We start from the raw sequence: 19,518 nt of genomic DNA on the forward strand, positions 1-19,518 counted from the left end.
TTTGGTCCGGATGCAGGGCAGGGCGCGCCGGGAAACCGCCGCTTGCTACCTTTGGCGATCCGGCAAGATGTGGACCGGTTCCATGGCTCCGAACAACAGACATCCCGTGGGAATGCCGTCGCAGCGTCAGCTGCGCGTCGGCGAGCTGGTGCGCAAGGAAGTCTCCGACATCCTGGCGCGCGGCACGTTGGCCGACCCGGCGCTCGACGGAACGATCATCTCCGTGCCGGAAGTGCGCATGACGCCCGACCTGCGTCTGGCCAGCTGCCTGGTCATGCCGCTGGGCGGCCGCGATGCCGACCGGGTGGTGGAGGCGCTCAATCGCAGCGCCCGCACGATCCGCCGCGAACTGGCGCGCCGGATGACCATGAAGTTCCTTCCCGACCTGCGCTTCGTTCTCGACACCCGTTTCGACGACGACGACCGGATCACCGCGCTTCTGTCCCGCGACGATGTGCGCCGAGATCTGTCCGAGGACGAGGCGGACGAGGGCGACGAGCGTTCCGACGACGCCCCGGACCGGGGTGGACGCTAGGCGCATGGGACGACGCAAGAAGGCGAACCGCAACCGCATCGACGGTTGGCTGGTGCTCGACAAGCCGGTCGGCATCACCTCCAACGATGCGCTGACGCGGCTGAAGAAGATCCTGCATCCCGAGAAGGTCGGCCATGCCGGCACGCTCGACCCGCTCGCCTCCGGCCTGCTGCCGGTCGCGTTCGGCGAGGCGACGAAGACCGTCTCCTTCGCGATGGACGGGCGCAAGGTCTACCGCTTCACCGTGCGCTGGGGCGAGGCGACCGAGACCGACGATACGGAAGGCCCGGTGGTCGCCACCAGCGACGCCCGCCCCGATGCAGGCGAGATCGCGGCGATACTTCCCGATTTCACCGGGACGATCAGCCAGGTTCCCCCGAAATACTCCGCCATCAAGGTGGATGGCGCGCGCGCCTATGACCTCGCCCGCGGCGGCGACGAGGTCGAGCTCGCTGCGCGCGAGATCGATGTTCACCGGCTCGAGCTGGTGGAATGCCTCGACCGCGACCACGCGGTCTTCGAGGCGGAATGCGGCAAGGGCACCTATGTGCGCGCGCTCGCCCGCGACATCGCGGAGCGGCTCGGCACCTGCGGTCACGTGGCCGCCTTGCGGCGCCTTGTCGTCGGTCCTTTCGACGAGGAGGACATGATTCCGCTGGAAACTCTTGAGGAGTTGGGGCAATGTGCGCCCGGCATGGGCCTGACCGAGGCTCATGCCGACTTCATTCTGCCTGTAGAGACCGCGCTGGACGACATCCCGGCGCTGGCCGTCAGCCGGCAGGATGCGGCCCGCCTCCGAAGGGGGCAGGGCGTTTTGCTGCGCGGGCGGGATGCCCCGGCGTTTTCGGGCCTCGTGTCAGTGACCACTCAGGGAGAACTGGTGGCGATCGGCGAGATCGAGCGCGGGGAACTCTTGCCGCGGCGCGTCTTCAATCTCGCTCCGGACACATCCGGGGCGATTATCGTTGAAAGGACATGACCGATGTCGATTACCGCTGAACGCAAGGCGGAACTGATCAAGGAATACGCGATCAAGGAAGGTGACACGGGCTCTGCCGATGTGCAGATCGCCATTCTCTCCGAGCGGATCGCCAACCTGACGGAACACTTCAAGAGCCACGGCAAGGACAACCATTCCCGCCGCGGCCTGCTGAAGATGGTGAGCCAGCGCCGGTCGCTTCTCGACTACCTGAAGAAGACCGAAGAAGGCCGCTATCAGGACCTGATCAAGCGCCTCGGCCTGCGCCGCTAACCGGTACGGGCAACGCGGCGTCCGCAAGGGCGCCGCGTTTGCGCATCTGCCGCCGGACTGGCGGCGAAAGACGGTCATGGGGCAGGATAGCAGGTGGCTTGAACGCACCGGCAGCATGCCGGGCGGGCACGAGCCACCTGCTGTCTTGCCCATGGCGCGTCACTTCAATGGCGCAGCTGGCACGATGCCGCCTGCGCCTGCCCATGGGAGCACCCCGGGCTGCATATCTGATGCAGGCCGGGTGACCGAAATAGGATAACAACATGTTCGATATTCATCGCGTGGAAGTCGATTGGGGCGGTCGTCCGCTGGTGCTGGAGACGGGCAAGATCGCTCGCCAGGCCGACGGTGCCGTGCTCGCCACCTACGGCGAGACCAAGGTGCTGGCCACCATCGTTTCGGCCCGTGAGCCGAAGCCGGGCCAGGACTTCTTCCCGCTGACCGTGAACTACCAGGAAAAGGCCTTCGCGGCCGGCAAGATCCCGGGCGGCTACTTCAAGCGTGAAGGCCGTCCGTCCGAGCACGAGACGCTGACCTCGCGCCTGATCGACCGTCCGATCCGTCCGCTCTTCGTCGACGGTTTCAAGTGCGACACCCAGGTGATCATCACCGTCCTGTCGCACGATATGGAAAACGCTCCGGACATCGTCGGCATGGTCGCCGCCTCCGCGGCGCTGACCATCTCCGGCGTGCCGTTCATGGGCCCGATCGGCGGCGCCCGCGTCGGCTACATCAACGGCGAGTACGTCCTCAACCCGGCGGTCGACGACATGTCGGACTCGGCTCTCGACCTGATCGTCGCCGGCACCGGCGAAGCTGTGCTGATGGTCGAGTCCGAGGCCAAGGAGCTGAGCGAAGACCTCATGCTCGGCGCCGTCATGTTCGGCTTCAAGGGCTTCCAGCCGGTGATCGAGGCGATCATCAAGCTGGCCGAGACCGCTGCCCGCGAGCCGCGCGCGCTGAACCTGCCGGATCATTCCGCGCTGGCCGGCCGCATCAAGGAGCTGGCTGCCGGCGACCTGACGGCCGCTTACGCCATCCGCGAGAAGACCGAGCGCCGCAACGCCATCGACGCTGCCAAGGCCAAGACGGTCGAGACGCTGGCCGCCGAGGCCGGTGACGCCGGCATCGACAAGGTCGTCGTCGGCGGCCTGTTCAAGGAGCTGGAGGCGGAGATCGTCCGCGGCGCGATCCTGGACAAGGGCGAGCGCATCGACGGCCGTGACCTGAAGACGGTCCGCCCGATCGTCTCCGAGGCCGGCATCCTGCCGCGCACCCACGGTTCCGCCCTGTTCACCCGCGGCGAGACCCAGGCCCTCGTGGTCGCCACCCTCGGCACCAACGAGGACGAGCAGTTCGTCGACGCCCTGGAGGGGACCTACAAGTCCACCTTCATGCTGCACTACAACTTCCCGCCCTACTCGGTTGGTGAGACCGGCCGCATGGGTTCGCCCGGTCGCCGCGAGATCGGCCACGGCAAGCTCGCCTGGCGCGCGGTTCACCCGCTCCTGCCGGCGCATCACGAGTTCCCGTACACGCTGCGTGTCGTGTCCGAGGTCACCGAGTCCAACGGCTCCTCGTCGATGGCGACCGTCTGCGGCACCTCACTGGCGCTGATGGATGCCGGCGTGCCGCTGAAGGCGCCGGTGGCGGGTATCGCCATGGGCCTGATCAAGGAAGGCGACCGCTTCGCGGTTCTCTCCGACATTCTCGGCGACGAGGATCACCTCGGCGACATGGACTTCAAGGTGGCCGGTACCGCCAATGGCGTCACCTCGCTGCAGATGGACATCAAGATCGACGGCATCACCGAGGAGATCATGCGTGTCGCGCTCGACCAGGCGCGCGACGGCCGCATCCACATCCTCGGCGAGATGTCGCAGGCCCTGTCCGAGGCCCGTGCCGAGCTCGGCGAGCATGCCCCGCGCATCGAGGTCCTGAAGATCCCGGTCGACAAGATCCGTGAAGTCATCGGCTCCGGCGGCAAGGTCATCCGCGAGATCGTCGAGAAGACCGGCGCCAAGGTCAACATCGAGGACGACGGCACCGTCAAGGTCGCCTCCTCCGACGGCAAGGCGATCAAGGCTGCGATCAACTGGATCAACTCCATCGCTGCCGAGCCGGAAGTGGGCGTGATCTACGAGGGCCGCGTCGTCAAGACCGTGGACTTCGGTGCTTTCGTCAACTTCTTCGGCGCGAAGGACGGCCTCGTCCACATCTCGCAGCTGGCCCCGCAGAAGGTCGCCAAGACCACCGACGTCGTCAAGGAAGGCGACAAGGTCTGGGTGAAGCTGATGGGCTTCGACGAGCGCGGCAAGGTTCGCCTGTCGATGAAGGTCGTCGACCAGGAGACCGGCAAGGAGATCGCCGCGGAGGCCTGATGCCCCCGGCGAAAGCCTTGGACTGCAAGTGACTAAGGAAACGGGCCGGATCATTCCGGCCCGTTTTCGTTTGGGCGATCCGCTGGCCTTTGGAAAGCCTGCGGCGGCGGAAACCGGAAGAGCGTCAGGCCGTGCCGGTTTTGCGCGGCCGGGACGAGCCGTCATGGGCCTCCAGATACTCGCGGAACCGGTCGTCGGGCATCGGCCGCCCAAGATAGAAGCCCTGGATCCGGGTGCAGCCGAGCCGGCCCAGCAACGTGCATTGGCCCTCTGTCTCGACGCCCTCGGCGACGACGGTGATGCCGAGGCTGGAGGCCATTGCCAGGATCGCTTCGACCAAGGCGCGGTCGTCCCGGTCGGTTTCCAGGTCGCGGATGAACGAGCGGTCGATCTTCAGCACGTCGATGGGAAACCGCTTCAGGTTGCTCAGCGAGGAGAAGCCGGTGCCGAAGTCGTCGAGCGACAGGCCGATGCCGAGCCGGCGGATGGCGTTGAGCGTCTCGACCGGGTCGCTGCCGGTCTCGTCGAACATGACGCTTTCGGTGATCTCCAGATGCAGCCGCTCCGGCGGCATGCCGGTGCGTTCCACCGTTTCGCGAACGAGCTGGATGAAGTTTTCGTCCCGGCACTGGCGCGGCGAGACATTGACGCTGATGCCGGGCAGGTCGAGCCCCTGCTCGGCGCAGCGCTGGAAGAACAGGCAGGCCTCTTCCAGCACGAAGGCGCCGAGCGGCACGATCAGCCCGGTGGTCTCGGCAATGGGGATGAACTCCGCCGGCGAGATCACGCCGCGTTCGGGGTCGGTCCAGCGCAGCAGGGCTTCGCAGCCGGCGATCCGGTTGTGCGCCACATCGACGACCGGCTGATAATTCAGGGTGAACTGGCGCCGTTCCAGCGCCTTGCGCAGGGCGCTTTCGGTTTCCAGCGCCCGCGCCACCTGCTCGTTCATGTGGGCTGAGAAGAAGCGCAGCTTGTTTCCGCCGTCTGCCTTGGCGTGGTACATCGCCGTGTCGGCCTGGCGCAGCAGGAGTTCGTCGTCGCGCCCGTCGCTGGGAAACACGGTGATGCCGATGCTGGCGGTGGCGAACACTTCGACGCCGTTGCCGACGATCAGGGGCCGGCCCAGATGGGCGAGCAGGCGAGCGGCTGCCATCTCCACGTCCATCACGCTGCGGACATTGCTGAGGATGACGGCGAACTCGTCGCCGCCGAGCCGCGCCACCGTGTCGTGGTCGTCGAGCACCGCGCCGATGCGGGCCGCCGTCTCCCTGATCAGCTGATCGCCGACACTGTGTCCGAGGCTGTCGTTGATGTTCTTGAACCGGTCGAGGTCTAGGAACAGCAAGGCGACGATGTTGCCGTCCCATTGCGCGCGGGACATGGCCTGGACAAGACGGTCGCGGAACAGGGTTCGGTTCGGCAGGCCGGTCAATCCGTCGAAATTGGCCTGGCGCACGATCAGCTCTTCCTGGCGCTTGCGCTCGGAAATGTCGGTGACGGTGACATGATAGGCGCTGGCGCCGTTCCAGCGCGTCTGGCGCAGGTGCAGCTCCACCCACACCCGCTCTCCGGTCTGCGACAGGGCCCGCGCCTCGTAGACATCGGGCGCCGAGGCGCCGGACGCGCGGGCCCTCGCATAGGACTTCAGCCGTTCATGCTCTTCCGGCGCGAACAGGTCCAGCACCTGCAGGCCGATGACCCTGTGACGGTCCTCGCTCTCCCGGCCCAGCAGCCGCAGCAGGGCGTCGTTGATATAGAGAATCCGCTGGTTCGAGTGGATGCACACACCCTGCAGCGACTCGTCGATGAGCGCGCGGAACTGGGCATCCGACTCTTTCAGGTCGTGAAACGCCTCCTGCAATGCTACGCCGAGAGCGTTGAACTCGCGGATCTTGCCTGGACGATAGGTGACGTCGGACGTGTCCTGGCGAATCCGAGCGGCGTATTTGACGAGGCGCTCAAGCGCCGGGCTGGTGAAGCGGTGCAGGATGTAGGCACTGAGCACGGACCCCGCCAGCACATAGAGCAGGAACGGCGTGAACAGGGTCTGGTAGGTCGCCTCGATATTGTCGATGGTCTCGCCGGGCCGGTCGCTGACCAGGTAGAGCGGTCGGCTGGCCGGCGCTTCTTCCAACTGGGAGCGGATCAGCAGCCGGTCATCAGCGAGCACATGGTCAAGCTGTCCAAACCGCCTGAGAGCGGCGCCGTCACGACGCACAACCTCCCGCATGTCGCCGCTGGCAGAGACCACCCGGTCGTCGAGAAACAGCGCAAGACTGTCCGTGTCCAGCGCCTTGGCCAGGTCGTCCAGCAGATACTTGCTGTCGTTGAAGACATAGCCGCCGGTCAGCTGGCCGAGTACGCGGCCGTCGATGTCGTCCACCAAGGGAACGGAGAGGGCGGCAAGCAGGACCGGCGCGGCGTTGGCGCTGGTCTCGCCGCCGGTAAACAGGTGCCATTGACCGACAGGCATGCGTGCGCGCAGGTCCGGGGTCAGGATCTGGTCGAGGTCGTAGAGGGACGCCCCGGCATCCACCCAGTCCGTTTCGTCGGGTTGGTCGACCTTGAGCAGCTCGAACTGCGCACCGATCGGCTGGCGAGCAGCGTCCGACAGGATCTGCATCACGAGACGTTCGTCGCGCGACCAGACGGCACGCCGGAGAGCCGAGTTCTCGGACAGCGCCCTGAGGTAGGTATCGAGCCGGCTGAAGGTCTGGTCGAAGACCAGGCGGGCAAGCGTCGCTTCCTTGTGGGCGAAGCGCTTCAGCTCCTGGTCGGCGATGGACAGGCTGCCGACATAGCTGATCGCGAAGAGCACGGCCGAGGTCGTCAGCAGCGCGACTGCGAAGAGGCCGAGCACGAAGCGGTTGAAACGGAAGTCGGCCCTGCGTGTCATTGCGAGTAGCGGAACGCCCTCCGTTTCAACTCCTCGATACGCTGGGGAGCGTCATCGGAAGACACGAGAGCGAAGGAGCCGGCGAAGACGAGCGGAACCTCGTCCGTGCGCCCCTGGATGTCGAGGGAGATGGCCTCGGCCATCGCTACCCCGTTGTCGTCATTGATGCGCATGGCGGTCACGTCGAGGCGGCCCTGAGCCAGATAATCGAGTTCGGCGCTGCCGCCGCCCCAGCCGTTGGTGGCAACCTTGCCCGTCAGGCCGGCGGCTTCTATGGCATCGGCGACACCGAGTGCGATGTCGGTGGAGCAGGAATAGATGAAACCGAGATTCGGGTGCCGCTTCAACAGCTCCGCCGCGGCTTCGCGGGCCTTTTCACGATCGAAGCCGACATAGTAGGAGGCGACCAGCCGCTTTCCTGGCTGCTCGGCCATCGCCAGCCGGAACGGTTCGCCCCGGGCATAGCTGACATACCCCTTGAGGCCATAGAAGATCGCGAAGCTTTCCGGCTGCGGCCGGGTTTCCACGACATGATCGGCGAGCAGGCGAGCGCCGGTGGCATGGTCGAAGCCGACATACAGGAACGGCTGGTCCTGGCCCCAGGCGCGCAGCGGCGTCGTGATGTTCTGCAGGATGACCTTCGGGCGGCCGCGGGCGATGAGACGCTCCACCAGCACCCTGTGGCGCAGGGCGTCCAGCGTGAAGATCAGGTAATCCGGATCGGACTTCAGCATCTCGGCGATTTGCCGGGTCTGCTCGCGGATTTCTTGCCCCGGCAGCGTGAATTCGGAAGCCATCTCGTAGCGGATGCCGAGTTCGTCCAGCCGGCGCTCCAGCGCCACGATGCTGCGTCGCCAATAGTCCGAGGCCTGGATCGCCGGGTAGATGACGGCGATGCGCGCCGGTGTCGGGGGAGTGTCGGCGGGCGGGGATGCTGCGTCCTGCACCCGCTGGGTGAATCGTGCGCTGAGCTCGCGCTCTTCAGGAAATTCCTTAAAAAATTCGGGGAGTTCCCAGAATTCGGCGAGAGAGCTGCGGCCGAAATCGGATCTGGCGATGCCGCTTGGGAGCATTGCCAAGATGAGGAGGAAAAGAACCGGAAGGAGCAGTCGCGTTCTTCTCACGGTAGCATTCCGATACGGCAGCACATTCCAGAAGTCTGTCTGATTGGCCAGACACATGCAAGGAATCATCATACGATTGAGAAAACGTGAAAAATCAGCGCTTCATGCACAGCGGCGTGGCGTGCCGTGCAGGTGCGAAATGCCCTTCCCGTGAGCTGCTGAGCCTCTCCGTTCCTTCCGCGCGACCTGCGGCGTTGCGCGAGCCGGTCAACCTGCTATACCGCGCGCAGGGACCGGAACGGGTTCTAAAAGATCACGAGCGGAGTTGCGGCATGACGGAAATGCGCCTGACGGTGGTAGGGGCTGCCGGACGCATGGGCGGAGCGCTGATCCGTGCGATTTCACAAATGGAGGGCGTCCGGCTGTCGGCTGCGGTCGAACGGGCAGGGTCTCCGGCGATCGGGCAGGACTGCGGCGTTCTCGCAGGGCTGCAGGCAAACGGCATCGTGGTCACCGACGACGCGCTTGCGGCCTTCGCTGCGACCGATGGCGTGCTCGATTTCACGGCACCAGCCGCATCGCGTCACTTCGCCGAATTGGCCGCCCAGGCGCGGATCGTCCATGTGATCGGGACCACCGGTCTTGGCGAGGACGATCTTGCCGCCATTCGTCCTGCCGCCCGCCATGCCCGCGTGGTCCAGTCGGGCAACATGAGCCTCGGCGTCAATCTGCTGGCAGCGCTCGTTCGCCGCGCGGCCGCGGCGCTGGACGAGGATTTCGACATCGAGGTTCTGGAAATGCATCACCGGCACAAGGTCGATGCGCCCTCCGGCACCGCCTATCTGCTTGGAGAGGCAGCCGCGACGGGACGGGACATCGATCTCGGCGAGCGCAGCGTGCGCAGCCGCGACGGCTTCACCGGGGAGCGCCAGCGCGGCGATATCGGCTTTGCAACTCTGCGCGGCGGCACGGTCATCGGCGATCACAGCGTGATCTTCGCCGGACCTCTCGAAACGATCACCCTGTCCCATCACGCCCAGGATCGGCAGATCTTCGCCCGGGGCGCGGTGAAGGCGGCCCTGTGGGCTCGCGACAGGAAGCCCGGCTTCTACACGATGGAGGATGTGCTCGGTCTGCGCGACTGAGCCACACCCTCCGCCATCCGACCTGGAGACAGTCTCGCAATGGAACATCTTCTTGTGCTCGTGCGTCACGGGCAGAGCGAATGGAACCTGAAGAACCTTTTCACCGGCTGGAAGGATCCCGGCCTGACGGAGAAGGGCGTTGCCGAAGCGCGCGCCGCCGGCGGCAAGCTTCGCGACCTGAAGCTCGCCTTCGACGTGGCCTACACGTCCGACCTGAGCCGCGCCCAGAACACCCTCAAGCTGATCCTTGAGGAACTGGGGCAGGAGGGCCTGGAGACGATCCGCGATCAGGCGCTGAACGAGCGCGATTACGGCGATCTTACGGGCATGAACAAGGACGAGGCGCGCGAGAAGTTCGGCGAGGAGCAGGTGCATGTGTGGCGCCGCTCCTTCGACGTTCCCCCGCCCGGCGGCGAGAGCCTCAAGATGACTGCCGAGCGCGTGCTGCCCTACTATCGCTCCGAGATCCTGCCGCAGGTGATCGCCGGCAAGCGCGTCATCGTGGCCGCCCACGGCAATTCGCTGCGCGCATTGGTGATGGAGCTGGAAGGCCTGTCGCCGGACGAGATTCTCAAGCGCGAGCTGGCGACCGGTGCGCCGATCGTCTACCGGCTGACGGACGAGGGCAAGGTCGCCTCTGTCCAGGATCTCGCCGACTGAGACCGCCCTGCGAAATGCCAGGAACAGCAACGGCCGCGCCTGAGGCGCGGCCGTTTTGTTTTGCGTCGATGCGAAGGGGCGTCAGGTGCTCAGAGAGCGAAACCCTGCTGCTCCGCAAGCTGCTTCAAGGACCGCTCGGGGCGGGCGCCGACATGGGCAATGACTTCCGCCGCGCACAGGCAGCCGAGCTCCGCAGAGGTCGTGAAATCGTAATTGCGGGCCTGGCCGAGCAGGAAGCCGGACGCGAACAGGTCGCCGGCGCCGGTCAGATCGACGACGTCCGTCACCGCGGCAGCGGGAACCCGCACCGTTTCCTCGCGCGAGATCGCCATGGCGCCGTGAGCGCCGAGGGTCAGCGCCGTGGTCGCGCAGTCCTCGCGGACCGCCGTAATCGCGGTGTCGAGATCCGCCGTCTCGTACAGAGCCTTCAGCTCGTGCTCGTTGGCAAACAGCAGATCGACCGTGCCGTCGCGCAGCAGGCCGAGGAACTCGGAGCGGTAGCGGTCGACGCAGAAGCTGTCGGAAAGGGTCAGGCTGACCTTGCGGCCGTTCGCATGGGCGATCTCGGCAGCCTTCAGGAAGGCGGCCTTGGCTGCGGGCGGATCCCACAGGTAGCCTTCCATGTAGGTGATCGCCGACGCCGCGACCGTGTCCGCATCGATGTCCTTCTCGGACAGCTCGACGCAAGCACCCAGATAGGTGTTCATGGTCCGCTCGCCATCCGGGGTGATCAGGATCATCGAGCGTGCCGTGGGCGGACCGTCGACGAGCACGGGCGTTTCGAAATGCACGCCGATACCGCGCATGTCATGGCGAAATGCGCCGCCGAGCTCGTCTTCCGCAACCTTGCCGAAATAGGCGGAACCGCCGCCGAGCACGGCAACGCCGGCTGCCGTGTTGCCGGCGCTGCCACCGGAAATGCGGGTGGTCTGTCCCATCTTGCCGTAAAGGCGCACCGCCTCCTCGGTGTCGATCAGCCTCATCGAGCCCTTCACGAGCTTTTCATGGACGAGGAAATCCTCCTCCACATGGGCGAAGACGTCGCAAATGGCATTGCCGATGCAAAGGGTGTCGAAGCGCTGGCTGGTCATGGTCGTGGAACTGTCCTCAATCTGGTGTCGGGCGAAAACGCTCGTCAGATGCCGGGCGTGGGACGCAAGGCGCGGTTGGCCTCGGGCTCGCGGATCTTGTCGCGGAACGTGCTGGCCGGATAGATGCCGAGCAGCTTGAGCTCGGCGGAGAAGAACTCCAGTTCCTCCAGCGCCAGCGAGACGCTGCGGTCCTCCGGATGGCCTTCCACGTCCGCATAGAACATGGAGGCGAAGAACTGGCCTTCCAGCTGGTAGGATTCCAGCTTGGTCATGTTGACGCCGTTGGTGGCGAAGCCGCCGAGCGCCTTGTAAAGCGCGGCGGGTACGTTGCGCACGCGGAAGATGAAGGTGGTGATGACCGGCTGGCCGGTGTTCTGCGCACGCACCGCATCGCGCGACAGGATGAGGAAGCGTGTGGTGTTGTGGGCCTCGTCCTCCACATCCCGCCGCAGGATCTCCAGTCCGTAGGCTTCGGCGGCCATTTGCGGCGCCAGGGCGGACGCGCTCGGATCGCCGGCCTCGGCGATCTGCCGCGCGGAGCCGGCGGTGTCCGCCCCCACGATGGCGCGCAGGCCGAGCTCGCGGATGATCTTGCGGCACTGGCCGAGAGCCATGACGTGGCTCTGCACGCTCTTCAGCTGCTCGATCCGGGCGCCGGGCAGGCCCATCAGCTGGAAGCGGATGGGCAGGAAATACTCGCCGATGATCTGCAGCGAGGACTGCGGCAGCAAGTGGTGGATATCGGCCACGCGGCCGGCGACGGAGTTCTCGACCGGGATCATGCCGAGGTCGGCATCGCCGCTTTCCAGCGCGGTAAAGCAATCCTCGAACGTGGCGCAGGGCACGGCCTCGTAGTCGGGATAGACATTGTGGCAGGCCATATGCGAGTTGGCCCCGTACTCGCCCTGAAAGACGATGCGCTTCTTGTTCGTCATGTTCGACCGGTTATCAGCTGGGGTTTGAGACGCGGGATGCGAAGATGGCCCGCACGGCTTCGAGATCGCGGGGCGTGTTGACGTCCATCGGCACGCTGTCGATCAGCCCGACATCAATGCGCATGCCGGCTTCGAGCGCCCGCAATTGCTCCAGGCTCTCGCGCTTTTCGAGAGAAGACGGCGGCAGGGACACGAAACGGTCGAGCGCGGCGCGGCGATAGGCGTAAAGGCCGATATGCTGGTAGAGCGGCCCCGGGCCGGTCGGAGCCGTTGCCCGGGTGAAATAGAGCGCGCGCAGCCGGCGCTCGCCGATCGGCGTTCCCACTGTCTTGACGAAGCTGGGATCCGTTCGCCCGTCCTCGCTGCGGATTTCCGTGGCGATGGTCCCGATGTCGACGGCCGGGTCGGACAGGGGATCGAAGGCGGCGCGGATCGCTTCCGGATCGATCAGCGGCACATCGCCCTGCAGGTTGAGCACGATGTCGTAGGCGCGTTGCGGGTCGACGGCTTCTGCAGCCGCCCGCACCCGGTCGGAGCCGCTCGGCAGGTCGGGATCCGTCATCACCGCCGTTCCGCCGGCGGCCTCGACAGCGGCCTTGATGTCCGGATGGTCGCAGGCGACGACGACAGGGCCGATCTCGGCCGCCATTCCGCGATCGATCACGTGAGCGATCATCGGCTTGCCGGCAATGAGTGCGAGGGGTTTGTCGGGCAGCCGCGTGGACGCCATACGCGCCGGGATCACCACCAGGGCGGACAGGGAGGCAGGGGTCGTCACGGGCGGCCTTTCGGGCGCCGGAAGGGTGCGGGGCACGCCCGGCGGCAACGTGCGATGATTTGTATCATGGACTGCCCTTTTAAACCTATGGACACGAGCGTCAAAAACTTTGTAGTTTCCGGCGACTTTTTCACCACGCGCCGCGTTGCGCGGGGCCTTCTCGCATTGGCCTTGCAGCAACCGAGGGAGTTGGAGCCAGCGGGAATGAATTCTGCCAAGCTAAATATGATCGCGGGTGCGATCCTGTCCGTCCTCCTCCTCACGATGGGCCTCGGCATCGTGTCGGAAATCGTGTTCCACCAGGATGCGCCGGAAAAGCCGGGCTACGAGATCGTCGTGGCCGAGGCGGACACCGGTTCGGCGCCGGCCGAGGAGGCTCCCCAGGTCGAGCCGATCGCTGCTCGCCTGCAGACCGCATCGGCAGAAGATGGCGAGAAGCTCACCCGAGCTTGCGCGTCCTGCCACGACTTTTCCAGCGCCAACACCAACAAGGTTGGCCCGGGCCTCTGGCAGGTGGTCGGCCGCGCGCCGGCGACCCACGAAGGGTTCCGCTACTCCAGCGGCATGCAGGCCTATGCCCAGGAGCACGAAGCCTGGACCTACGAGAATCTCGATCACTTCCTGACCGCGCCGCGCCAGGAAGTCTCGGGCACGTCGATGGGCTATGCCGGCATGCGCAAGCCCGAGGATCGCGCCAACCTGATCGCCTATCTGCGCACGCTGTCGGACAATCCGCAGCCGCTTCCGGAGCCGCCCGCGGCTGAAGCTCCGGCTGCTGAGGCTCCCGCTGCCGAGGCCCCCGCTGCTGACGCTCCGGCGGCTGCCGAGACGCCCGCGGCTGAAGCTCCGGCTGCTGAAGCTCCTGCAACCGAGGCTCCTGCCACTGAAGCGCCTGCCACCGAGGCTCCGGCGGCCGACGCTCCCGCGACGGAGGCCCCGGCTGCCGAGACCCCGGCACAGGGCACCCAGGCTCAGTAAGGCAGAAGCGGCGGCGCTCAAGCCGCAGCTTTCGAGGGAAATTCAGGAGGCCGGGCGAAAGCCCGGCCTTTTTCGTTTTCCGTTTCTTTCAGGCGTTATTCGGCAAGGTTTCAAGAGTTCATTTCCCCTGCGTTCCTGCTGTGACGGCGGGCAACTTTCGGCTATAACCCTTGCGGTTTGCGGGGGAGTCCAGATGTCGACCCCAGGATGCGGTCGCCATTCGTCTGCAAATACCTCTTTAACCGGTACGTGATACGCAGTTTTATCAGGTATGGGGGCGTCGGACCCAGCGAGAGCCTCGCGGGTCGGACAGGCCGCCTCCATGTGCGTGGTGTTGGCGAGCGAGGGGCGATGACGCAGGCGTCCGGTGGCAAGGAACTGGCACGGATCCGATGGAAGCATCGGGCGGTCGCCTTTGCCGTCGTCGCATTCATCAGTGTCCTCGGTGTCGCGCTCACGGGCTACATCTCCTCCTTGCTGACGGAAAACGCCCAGAAGCGCTTGCAGAACGAAACGCTGTCCCGCCTGTCCGAGGCGCGAGCCAGGCTCGAGGGCACAATCGGCGCGACGCTTTACATCTCCCAGGGGCTGGTCAGCTTCACGGCGATCAACAGCGATCTCACCCAGCGTCAGTTTCGCCGGTTTGCAGAGGAGATTTCCTCGCTCAACAATCATGTGAAGCTCATTGCCCTGGCTCCGGACAACGTGGTTCGCTACGTCTATCCCCTGCTCGGCAATCTTCGGGCGCTCGGTCTCGACTACAGCAAGAACGAGGCGCAGTGGCCGGTCGTGCAGCGGGTGATGGACGAGCGCCGCACCGTTGTGGCCGGCCCGGTCAACCTGGTGCAGGGCGGGCGCGCCCTGATCGCGCGCTCGCCGGTGCTGATCCCTGTCGACGAGGACGAGGGCAATGCCGAACGCCGGTACTGGGGGATAGCCTCCGTGGTGATCGACATGGACGCGCTGTTCGAGGATGCCGGCATCCGCCAGGAGATGAACGGTTATCAGTTCGCGATCCGCGGCGCCGATGGTCTCGGCCCCGTCGGGGGGATGGTTCTCGGCGATCCGGAGCTGTTCGAAGGAGGTGCGGTGGTCCTGCCGGTCAACCTGCCGAATGGCACATGGCAGATGGCGAGCCGCCCGGTCGGCGGCTGGACGACGAACTCGCCGGAAGTCCGCATCGCCCGGCTGGTCGGCTTCGGCGTCACCTTCGCGATCGCCTTCCTTTCGGCAATGGTGGTGATCGCCCAGCAACGGGCTCGGTCCATGGCCCTGCACGATGCCCTGACCGGCCTGCCGAACCGTCGCCTGCTGGAGGACCGGCTGGAGCAGCTGGCCGCGCTCAGCGAAAGGACAGGGCTCGGTTTCCAGGTCTTCTTCGTCGACCTCAACGCGTTCAAGCCCATCAACGACACGTTCGGTCATGCGGTGGGCGATATGGTCCTGCGCGAGGTCGGCAAGCGGCTACGCCAGGAAACGCGGGAATCCGACACGATCGCGCGGATCGGCGGCGACGAATTCGTCGTCGTGGTTCCGGGCATGACTCATTACCAGAGCACCTCGAATATCGCGGAGCGGCTGCGCCAGGCGGTCAGTGAGCCGGTTCGCACCGGCGACCATGTCATCGCCATCCGCGCCAGTGTAGGGTGGGCGGTCTATCCGGACGATGCGACGACGATCCCCGAGATTCTCGAGCTCGCCGATCAGCGCATGTACCGCGAAAAGCTCGCCGCCGCCTGACCCGGACGCAGCCCGCCGGGGCGGTGCGTCACGATTAAACTTTCGTCATGAAGCGTTTCACGTCTGTCGGCGGGCGGCACAACTCCCTAATATGTCTTCAGGGCAACAACGCCGGCGCAGCCGCGTGGCCATGAAGGCGCGTGGCGCCGCAAGACAGACGGATCCGTTCAATCGCCATGATGCAGACAGACCGCCAGAGCACTTTTCTCAAGTCATCCAGCAAGGGGCGCGCCGACACCCGGCAGCAGCCCGCCGTCCCGTGGATCCTGACCCTGCCTCTGGTAGCGCTGTGTCTGGTGCTGGCCGGACTTTCGGCTGCGTGGGCGCAGGAAGAGCCGCAATGGCGCCATGGGTCCGCCCTGACCGGTGAGCCGAAATACCCCGCCGACTTCAAGCATTTCGATTACGTCAATCCCGATGCGCCGAAGGGCGGCATCGTGCGTCTCGGTGAAAGTCGAGGTTTCGACACGCTCAATCCGGTCCTGTCCAAGGGCAACCCGGCCCCGGGTCTCGGGCTGATGTACGATTCGCTGTTGGAGCCCGCTCTCGACGAGATCAACATCAATTCCGAGTACGGGTTGATCGCCGAGGCGATGCGCTATCCGGCCGATTATTCCTGGGTGGAGTACCGTCTCAATCCGCAGGCGCGCTGGCAGGACGGAACGCCGATCAGCGTCGACGACGTGATCTGGAGCTTCGAAAAGATCAAGGAGGTCAACCCGAGCCAGGCCTTCTACTATCGCCATGTCGAGAAGGCCGAGCCGGCAGGCGAGAACGTCATCCGCTTTTCCTTCGATTCCGCCGGCAACCGCGAGCTGCCCAAGATCGTCGGTCAGTTGATCATCCTGCCCAAGCACTGGTGGGAAGGCACCGGTTCCGACGGCAAGCCGCGCGACATCGCGCGCGGGACGCTGGAGCCGCCGCTCGGATCCGGTCCCTATCGCATTCGCTCTTTCGAGCCCGGCCGCAACATCGTCTACGAGCGTGTCGAGGACTACTGGGCGAAAGAGCACCCGGTGCGCATCGGGTCGTATAATTTCGACGTCGTGCGATACGATGTGTTTCTGGATTCCGCCGTCGAGCTGGAGGCCTTCAAGGGCGATCAGTACGATTTTCGGGAAGAGCTGAGCGCCAACGTCTGGTCCAAGGCCTATGATTTCCCCGCCGTGCGCGACGGGCGCGTGGTGCTGGAGGAATTCCCGAACAAGGCCAGCGGCCGCATGCAGGCCTATGTCCCCAACCTGCGCCGCGAGAAGTTTCAGGATCCGCGGATTCGTGAAGCGCTCAACTATGCCTATGATTTCGAGACGACCAATGCGGTCGTCTCGGCCGGGTTGCACAAGCGGATCGGCTCCTATTTCGCCGGCACGGAGCTTGCCTCCTCGGGGCTGCCGACCGGCAAGGAACTGGAAATCCTGGAGACCGTGCGCGACGAGGTGCCGCCCGAGGTATTCACCAAGCCCTTTGAAAACCCGGTCGGCGGCAATCCGCAGAACGTGCGCGAGAACCTGCGTCAGGCCGTGAGGCTTTTCCGCGAGGCGGGGTACAAGCTCGACGGTGGGCGCATGGTCGACGCGAAGACCGGCGAACAGTTCAGCATCGAGTTCATCTACTTTGACCGGTCGGCCGAGCGGGGGCTTCTTCCCTATACGAAGAATCTGGAAAATATCGGCGTCAAGACGGTGCTTCGCCTCATCGACGTGCCGCAATACATCAACCGCGTGCAGAACCGCGACTTCGACATGGCCACGCTGGTCTGGGGGCAATCCCTGTCGCCAGGCAACGAGCAGCGCGATTTCTGGGGCTCGGAGGCCGCCGACCGCCCGCAGTCGCGCAACTATGGCGGCATCAAGGATCCTGCCGTCGACAAGCTGATCGAGCGCGTCATTTTCGCCAAGGATCGCGACGAACTGGTCGCTGCCACCCATGCGCTCGACCGGGTTCTGCTGTGGAACCATTATGTGGTGCCGCAGTTTTATTCCGACGTCGACCGCACGGCCCGCTGGAACAGGTTCTCGCACCCGGCGGAACTGCCGGAATACACGCATGGCTTTCCGGCCATCTGGTGGTGGGATGCGGAAAAGGCAGCGGCTGTTCGGGGGGCGCAGTGATGACGCAGGATCGCAAGACGGTCCCCGCTGCAGATCTTGCGTCGGCGGGACCGGATCGACGACAGGTTCTTGGGGGCGCGCTGGCCTTCTGTGCGGCGACGCTGCTGCCGCTGACCGGTCGTTCGCCACGCGCTGCAACGGAGACCCAAGCCGCAGATGCAACGGCGCCGCGCCACGGACTGTCCGTGTTCGGCGACCTGAAATATCCGGCGGACTTCTCGCATTTCGACTATGCCGTGCCAGATGCGCCGAAGGACGGCCGCATCATTTTCTCGGCGCCGTCCTGGGCCTATAATCAGAACCCGCAGACCTTCAACAGTTTCAACACTTTGATCTTGAAGGGCGATGCGCCTCCGCGCATGGAGATGTGCTTCGACACGCTGATGGTGCGGGCGCTGGACGAGCCGGATGCGATGTATGGCCTCGTCGCGGAGAGCGTCGAGGTCTCGCAGAACGGAAATGTCTACACCTTCACCCTGCGGCCCGAGGCGCGGTTCCACGACGAGAGCCCGCTGACCGCGGAGGATGTCGCCTTCTCGCTGGTCACGCTCAAGGAGCTCGGGCATCCCTCGATCCGCCAGGTCCTGCGCGAACTCACCGAGGCTCGTGTCGAGGGGCCGCACAGGATCGCCTTGGTGTTCTCCGGCAAGCAGTCGCGCAAGGTGCCGTTGATCGCGGCGGGCATGCCGATCCTCTCGAAGGCCTACTATTCCCGCTACGACTTCGCCCAGACTACCCTGACGCCGCCGCTGTCTTCCGGTCCCTACAAGGTGGGCCGGCACGAGGTCGGGCGCTTCGTCGAGTACGACCGGGTCAAGACCTGGTGGGCGGCCGACCTGCCCGTCAGCCGCGGCCACTACAATTTCGACCGTATCCGTCTGGAGTTCTTCCGCGATCGTCAGGTGGATTTCGAGGCCTTCAAGAAGGGCGTGATGACCTTCCGCGAGGAGTTCACCGCACGCACCTGGGCGACGGAATACAATTTCCCCGCTGTCGAGGACGGCCGGGTGATCCGCGAGGAAATCCCCGACGGGCGTCCCGCCGGGGCGCAAGGCTGGTTCATGAACCTGCGCCGGGACAAGTTCTCCGATCCGCGTGTCCGCAGGGCGCTGGGCCTGGTGTTCGATTTCGAATGGACCAACACCTTGCTGTTTTTCGACGCCTACAAGCGCACCAGTTCGTTCTTCCAGAATTCGCCGATGCTGGCGGAGGGCGAGCCCGACGCGGCCGAACTGGCGTTGCTGGAGCCATGGCGCGGCAAGATCCCGGACGAGGCGTTCGGCCCGGCGATCCTGCCGCCGGTCTCGGACGGGTCCGGTCAGGACCGATCCATGCTGCGCGAGGCCGACAGGCTCTTGCGCGAGGCGGGCTGCCGGCGGGATGGGGCGCGCCTGCTATTGCCGAGCGGCGAGCCGTTGACCTTCGAATTCCTGTCGAACACCACGACCTTCGAGCGCGTGACCCTGCCCTATATCGGCAATCTCGAACGGCTCGGCATCAAGGCGAACTTCCGCGTGGTCGATCCGGCGCAGTACCAGTCGCGCATCAACGACTACGATTTCGACATCGTCTCCCGGCGATACGCCCTGGCGCCGACGCTCGGTGAGGAGATTCGCCAGATGTGGGGCTCGGAGGCGGCGAGCCAGCCCGGCTCCACCAATCTGTCCGGCATCGCCGATCCGGCGGTGGACGCGATGATCGACAAGATCCTCTCGGCCGCCAGCCGCGAGGAGATGACGGTGGCCGCCCGTGCGCTGGATCGGATCCTGCGTGCTGGCTACTACTGGGTGCCGCAATGGTACAAGGCGGTGCACACCGTCGCCATGTGGGATGTGTTCGGACACCCCGAAGTTCCGCCCACGCATGATTTCGCACCCGAACTCCTTTGGTGGTACGACCGGGAGAGCGCGGAGCGAATCGGCATGCGCTGACATGAGCCGCATGCTCCAACG

General features: G+C 65.4%; 15 protein-coding genes. 10 read left to right on the plus strand and 5 right to left on the minus strand.

Annotated features, from left to right (window positions below; all coding sequences use genetic code 11):
* The first annotated feature begins 112 nt into the window (after positions 1–112).
* From rbfA to pnp, 4 genes are all read left to right on the plus strand, one after another.
* Positions 113–535, plus strand: a complete 423-nt coding sequence (gene rbfA / locus BBX35_RS18580; protein ID WP_244271661.1) for a 30S ribosome-binding factor RbfA — start codon at positions 113–115, stop codon at positions 533–535.
* 4 nt (positions 536–539) lie between these two features.
* Entirely contained in the window at positions 540–1,514 is a 975-nt protein-coding gene (gene truB / locus BBX35_RS18585; protein WP_067223249.1) for a tRNA pseudouridine(55) synthase TruB, read from the plus strand.
* A gap of 3 nt (positions 1,515–1,517) precedes the next feature.
* Entirely contained in the window at positions 1,518–1,787 is a 270-nt protein-coding gene (rpsO, locus tag BBX35_RS18590) for a 30S ribosomal protein S15 (protein ID WP_067223251.1), read from the plus strand.
* A 263-nt stretch (positions 1,788–2,050) separates the two neighbouring features.
* Complete coding sequence (gene pnp / locus BBX35_RS18595) at positions 2,051–4,168, plus strand: polyribonucleotide nucleotidyltransferase (RefSeq protein WP_067223257.1); 2,118 nt, start codon at positions 2,051–2,053, stop codon at positions 4,166–4,168.
* A gap of 124 nt (positions 4,169–4,292) precedes the next feature.
* On the opposite strand, the gene BBX35_RS18600 is transcribed toward pnp, so the two are convergent.
* Positions 4,293–7,064 carry an EAL domain-containing protein gene (locus BBX35_RS18600; protein ID WP_067223261.1) on the minus strand — a complete coding sequence of 924 codons (2,772 nt, stop codon included), beginning with the start codon at positions 7,062–7,064 and terminating at the stop codon, positions 4,293–4,295.
* A complete protein-coding gene (locus BBX35_RS18605) occupies positions 7,061–8,245 on the minus strand; it encodes an autoinducer 2-binding periplasmic protein LuxP (protein WP_171901492.1) in 1,185 nt (394 codons plus the stop codon). Before BBX35_RS18605 ends, BBX35_RS18600 begins: the two co-directional genes overlap by 4 nt.
* Before the next feature lie 224 nt (positions 8,246–8,469).
* Between BBX35_RS18605 and dapB the strand changes: the two genes are divergently transcribed.
* Positions 8,470–9,273: a 4-hydroxy-tetrahydrodipicolinate reductase gene (dapB, locus tag BBX35_RS18610; RefSeq protein WP_067223988.1), complete on the plus strand. Its 804-nt coding sequence runs from the start codon at positions 8,470–8,472 to the stop codon at positions 9,271–9,273.
* A 39-nt stretch (positions 9,274–9,312) separates the two neighbouring features.
* Positions 9,313–9,933: a 2,3-bisphosphoglycerate-dependent phosphoglycerate mutase gene (locus BBX35_RS18615; protein WP_067223270.1), complete on the plus strand. Its 621-nt coding sequence runs from the start codon at positions 9,313–9,315 to the stop codon at positions 9,931–9,933.
* Positions 9,934–10,022: 89 nt separating this feature from the next.
* Here the strand turns inward: BBX35_RS18615 and BBX35_RS18620 are convergent, their stop codons facing one another.
* Genes BBX35_RS18620 through BBX35_RS18630 form a run of 3 tightly spaced genes read right to left on the minus strand, consistent with a single transcriptional unit; the run spans position 10,023 to position 12,737 of the window.
* Positions 10,023–11,024: an adenosine kinase gene (locus BBX35_RS18620; RefSeq protein WP_067223273.1), complete on the minus strand. Its 1,002-nt coding sequence runs from the start codon at positions 11,022–11,024 to the stop codon at positions 10,023–10,025.
* 44 nt (positions 11,025–11,068) lie between these two features.
* Positions 11,069–11,959, minus strand: a complete 891-nt coding sequence (locus tag BBX35_RS18625; protein WP_067223276.1) for a prephenate dehydratase — start codon at positions 11,957–11,959, stop codon at positions 11,069–11,071.
* 13 nt (positions 11,960–11,972) lie between these two features.
* Entirely contained in the window at positions 11,973–12,737 is a 765-nt protein-coding gene (locus tag BBX35_RS18630) for a 3-deoxy-manno-octulosonate cytidylyltransferase (protein ID WP_083206431.1), read from the minus strand.
* Positions 12,738–12,941: 204 nt separating this feature from the next.
* On the opposite strand from BBX35_RS18630, the gene BBX35_RS18635 reads away from it, so the two are divergent.
* From BBX35_RS18635 to BBX35_RS18650, 4 genes are all read left to right on the plus strand, one after another.
* On the plus strand, positions 12,942–13,715 hold the full coding sequence (locus BBX35_RS18635; protein WP_067223278.1) for a c-type cytochrome: 774 nt from the start codon (positions 12,942–12,944) through the stop codon (positions 13,713–13,715).
* 351 nt (positions 13,716–14,066) lie between these two features.
* Positions 14,067–15,455 carry a diguanylate cyclase domain-containing protein gene (locus BBX35_RS18640; RefSeq protein ID WP_067223281.1) on the plus strand — a complete coding sequence of 463 codons (1,389 nt, stop codon included), beginning with the start codon at positions 14,067–14,069 and terminating at the stop codon, positions 15,453–15,455.
* Positions 15,456–15,631: 176 nt separating this feature from the next.
* Entirely contained in the window at positions 15,632–17,566 is a 1,935-nt protein-coding gene (locus BBX35_RS18645) for an extracellular solute-binding protein (RefSeq protein ID WP_244271662.1), read from the plus strand.
* Positions 17,566–19,497, plus strand: a complete 1,932-nt coding sequence (locus BBX35_RS18650; protein WP_067223284.1) for an extracellular solute-binding protein — start codon at positions 17,566–17,568, stop codon at positions 19,495–19,497. The genes BBX35_RS18645 and BBX35_RS18650 overlap by 1 nt, the downstream gene beginning before the upstream one ends.
* Positions 19,498–19,518 lie beyond the last annotated feature (21 nt).

Origin of the sequence: Stappia indica (genome assembly GCF_001696535.1) — a bacterium.
Lineage (GTDB): Bacteria > Pseudomonadota > Alphaproteobacteria > Rhizobiales > Stappiaceae > Stappia > Stappia indica.